This is a genomic window from Pseudovibrio sp. POLY-S9, from assembly GCF_001431305.1.
GTDB lineage: Bacteria > Pseudomonadota > Alphaproteobacteria > Rhizobiales > Stappiaceae > Pseudovibrio.
In genome coordinates, this window is the sequence record NZ_LCWX01000127.1 from 57107 (window position 1) to 60385 (window position 3279).

Annotated in this window: 2 protein-coding genes; both read right to left on the reverse strand. The window is 52.0% G+C overall.

Annotation, left to right across the window (positions count from 1 at the left end; all coding sequences use genetic code 11):
• Positions 1 to 286: 286 nt before the first annotated feature.
• Positions 287 to 1621 (reverse strand): S41 family peptidase, encoded by a 1335-nt coding sequence (locus tag PPL9_RS11045; protein ID WP_057462750.1) that lies wholly within the window; start codon positions 1619 to 1621, stop codon positions 287 to 289.
• Positions 1618 to 2994 (reverse strand): peptidoglycan DD-metalloendopeptidase family protein, encoded by a 1377-nt coding sequence (locus PPL9_RS11050; protein WP_208989305.1) that lies wholly within the window; start codon positions 2992 to 2994, stop codon positions 1618 to 1620. Before PPL9_RS11050 ends, PPL9_RS11045 begins: the two co-directional genes overlap by 4 nt.
• Positions 2995 to 3279: the final 285 nt, after the last annotated feature.

The window sequence follows — 3279 nt, forward strand, 5'->3', positions numbered from 1 at the left end:
GGTGGTGAAAATAACAGTCATGATGGCGACACCAATCAGGCCGAGCGGCAATCGCCCGATGCTCCGACGCTTGTTCATTCCAAGCGGAGCTGTCAAATCGCTCCTAACCATTGGTGCCCCCACCCTGTCATAAAATTCCGCCGCGCCAAACGAAGGTTTAGCGCGGCGTCCTTAATCACTTTATAGCATATCCCCGAAATGTGGCTACTGGTTTTCGGAGAGGTATATGCCTGAAAACAAATAGATAGAAATCGAGCGCTCCGGATGAAGCGCTCGATACTCTGAATTATTTGGATTCGTTTGCTGCACTGTCTGCACTTGGTGGGAAGGCTGCATCAGTCTTCTCGCCGCGGAGCAGGGATTTTGCCAGGTTCAGCTGCACATCTTTGTCTTTGTCCTGTGGCACGTAAGCCTGACTGCCAGAGCCTTCATCGCCTTCTTCAGCCTGAAGGTGACCACGCAGACCCGCTTCGCCTTTGGTTTCAGCACGGCCTTTCAGCTCATCAGGCAGTTCCTGCAAGGAAATGATATCTGGGCGGATACCCTTAGCCTGAATGGAGTTGCCAGACGGTGTGTAATACCGAGCAGTTGTCAGACGGATCGCACCATTCGCACCAAGTGGAATGATGGTCTGTACAGAACCTTTACCGAAGGAACGTGTGCCCAGAATAGTTGCGCGGCGATGATCCTGTAGAGCACCGGCTACAATCTCGGAAGCTGACGCAGAACCGCCATTCACTAGAACGATCACAGGCGCGCCTTCAGTCAGGTCACCATTGCGAGCGTTATAGCGCTGGGTCTCTTCAGCATTACGGCCACGGGTAGAAACAATTTCACCACGGTTCAGGAACGCATCAGAAACAGCAATCGCCTGATCCAGCAAACCGCCTGGGTTGTTGCGCAGATCCAGCACAAAGCCCTTCAGATTATCTTCGCCGATTTCAGCAGTCAGCTCATCAACAGCGTTTTCCAGACCATCAAAGGTCTGTTCGTTAAACTGCGTGATGCGGATGTAACCGATGTCATCTTCTTTGTTCCAGCGAACAGAGCGAATGCGGATCACATCACGGGTGATGGTGATATCGGTTGGTTCGTTGATACCTTCACGGCGCACTGTAATGACGATGTCTGTGTTCACCAGACCGCGCATTTTTTCGACAGCCTCATTCAAGGTAAGGCCCATAACCTGTTCCCCATCAAGGTGGGTAATCAGGTCACCTGCCTGTACGCCTGCTTTGTAAGCCGGAGTGTCGTCGATAGGAGCAACAACCTTCACAAGGCCGTCTTCCATGGTCACTTCAATACCAAGGCCACCAAACTCGCCGCGGGTCTGCACCTGCATATCGCGGAAGCTCTTTGGAGGCAGATAGCTGGAGTGCGGATCAAGGCTGGTGAGCATGCCGTTGATAGCGGTCTCGATCAGCTTGGAGTCAGCTGGCTCCTCTACATAATCAGAGCGCACACGTTCAAACACGTCGCCAAACAGATTCAGCTGATTGTAGGTATCAGGAGACGCAGCAGAAGCTGGTTCAGCAAATCTGAATGGTGCCTGAGAATATGTTACGACCGCCGTAGCCCCCATGACTACGCCAACCAACAAAAGCGATGCTTTCCGTATCATCCGCGAACCTTTTCGTTTTCGGCGCGTGACCACCATGGGTTGGGGTCGATTGCAGTGCCGTCTTTCCTGAATTCTACATATAAAACCGGCTGGTCCAAACTAAAATTAAGGTTATTAGCGCTTGCGAGGCGCGTTTCTCCCATTTTAGCGATTGGCTCTCCAGCTAGAATAAACTGCCCTAACTCCACCATGACATCGTCCAGCCCGGACATAAGGACATGGTATCCGCCGCCTGCATTAACAATTACCATCTGCCCGTAAGAGCGGAAATCCCCTGCATACACCACCCAACCATCAGTGGGGGAGGTGACCTGGGCATTCGGGCGTGTCGCAATGGATTGGCCAGTTGTTACGTTGCCAAAACCATCTGCAACCCCAAAGTCTTGCAGGAGCGTTCCAGACACCGGATCAGGCAAAAGCCCAAGGGTATCCGAAAAAGCAACAACCGGTTTCAATCGGCTCGGATCAGCAAACGGATCACCGGAGGCGATCCGGTTTTGCCGCTCAATGTCCGCAAGTCGCGCTGCTTCTGCTGCACGACGGCTGCTGTCCACTTCTCTTTCAAGGTTAGCAAGCAACTCTTTCAAAGAGGTTGCCTTTTCGGCAAGTTCCCTGGCGCGAGCCTTCTCGGCTTCCAGCGCTGCAAGGCTTTCCTGCCGTGCTGCCTTCTTCTTTTCTAAAAGCAATTCAACACGATGGCGCTCTTCCGCCATCTGTATTGCACCACTTCGAACCCGGTTGCGCTCTGCTTCAATTTTTGCTCGAAGCCGAGACAATTCAGCAAGATCACTCGCCAGTGCTTCCGCCTCAATCCGCACTTCTGGCATGATTGAGTTGAGCAGGATCGCACTGCGTACCGCACCAAGAGCATCCTGAGGACGCACGACCATTGCTGGCGGCGGGCGATGACCGATCCGTTGCAAAGCGCTTAAAACTTCAGCTAAAACATCTTTACGTTCATTCAATGACGCCCGGACAGATTGCTCATTTTTTCTATGCCGGCCCAAACGCGCTTCAGTGGCTTCCAACTGGTTTTCCAGTTTTTTCATACGCTCACCGGTCCGGATCAACTCTCCGCTCAGGCTCTCACCATCTCGCTCCAGCGCACGAATGGAGCGTTGAATTTCTTCACGCTTCTCTTTGGATAGAGAGATGTTTTCATTCAGGCCGCGAAGCTCTTTTTCCCGTTCCTTTTTTTGGAGCAGGGCAATCGCAGCCGGATCTTCTGGATCAATCTTGCCATCTTCAATTTTAAAGGAAACGTTCGTCAGTTTTTGCGCAGTACTTTGCAGCGGCAGAACAAGCGCTACCGCAAAAAACAAGGCAAAGCTTGTCACCAATCGGAGGATCAGGTTTCCCCTAAGACGCAACAACTGAACTCCCAAAGTGCAGCGCAGAGCAAAACGCTGACCTTAATACTAAAATATCGACGTAGACCAACCCTGCAAAACAACAGGCACGCAGCCCCAAAGTTAACGCCGAGGATAATGCTCCAGACATCGTTAAGGAAGTGTCAACCACGTTGAAGGCTTAGCGACTTCCAGTAAAAACATCAATATCTATGGCTGATGGGGTGGATGGCTCCTGCTCCCACCAACGCCGTAATGCGTCATACTGCAGTTGTCATGGACAGCAAACGAATGGAGCCACCCCATGCA

Bases quoted from the DNA above. Each gene is read 5' to 3' on its own strand.
- PPL9_RS11045 (WP_057462750.1), bottom strand. From the start codon at position 1,621: ATGATACGGAAAGCATCGCTTTTGTTGGTTGGCGTAGTCATGGGGGCT.